A 1,023-nucleotide genomic window follows, 5' to 3' on the forward strand; every position below is an offset into this window, starting at 1 on the left:
GCCATGTCGTCTGACGGGGCGTCGGATGCGAAGCGTTCCACCGCGCGCATGATGCGGGCCGCGACCGCGCAGCGCATCTCCTTGGGGATGTCCGAGTAGTTGACGACGAGGAACCCGGGGATCCAGCCGGCCGATGAGGGGACCCGGCCGCGGCCGCGGTCGCTCCCCGGTCACCGGCTGGGCCGGGAACGCCCGTCGGTGTCGTCGGTGCCGGGCTGCGGCCGGGGCGGCGGCACGTCGCCCGCGGTGAGGTGCTCCAGGACCTCCACGAGTTCCTGGCAGGCCTGCTCCACCGAGCGCCGCGTGTGACGCTGCTCGGTGATCAGGGCGGACAGCAGCAACGCGGTCAGTGCCATCGCGCCGTTGAACGCCTGGAGCTTTGTCATGACCTCGATCTGGTTGAGCCTCTCGAACGCCCCGACGCGGTCGGTGGCGGCGACGGTGGCCAGCACCGACGTCAGCAGGGCGCACAGGACGCTGCCCGCCAGCTGGAAGCGCAGGGCCGCCCAGATGATGAGCGGGTAGACGAGGAAGAGCAGGCTGATCGAGCTGTAGGTGGCCAGCGGGACGACACAGCAGGCGAGGACGGCGAGCGCGGTCGCCTCCTTCCAGCGTCCCAGGGGCGGCGGCCAGCGGGCCCCGCGCAGCAGCAGAAGCAGCGGGGCCACGAGCAGGACGCCCATCGCGTCGCCCACCCACCAGGCGAGCCAGACGGGCCAGAAGTCCTCCGTGGTCAGCTTGTCGGTGAGGACGAGCATGCCGACGCCGACGGTGGCGCTGACCAGCATCGCGCACATGGCGCCCAGGAACACCAGTGCGAGGCCGTCCCGGAACCGGCTGAGGTCCACGCGGAAGCGGGCCTGGCGCAGCAGGAGCGCCGCGCACACGGGTGCGGCCGTGTTGCCGAAGAGGATGCCGATCAGGTCGGGGCCCGGGGCGGCCAGGGAGAGGATGACCAGGAGGGCGCCGAGCGTGATCCCGGGCCGGGCCGGGAGCGGACTCCAGCCCCGCCAGCACCTCGTC

General features: G+C 72.5%; 1 protein-coding gene. It reads right to left on the reverse strand.

The genetic code is table 11. The features are described from left to right. Positions 1–170: 170 nt before the first annotated feature. On the reverse strand, positions 171–1,023 hold an 853-nt coding region (locus tag ACWEN3_RS46960; RefSeq protein WP_452984619.1), incomplete at its 5' end, for an MASE1 domain-containing protein.

This window comes from Streptomyces sp. NPDC004561 (assembly GCF_053602155.1).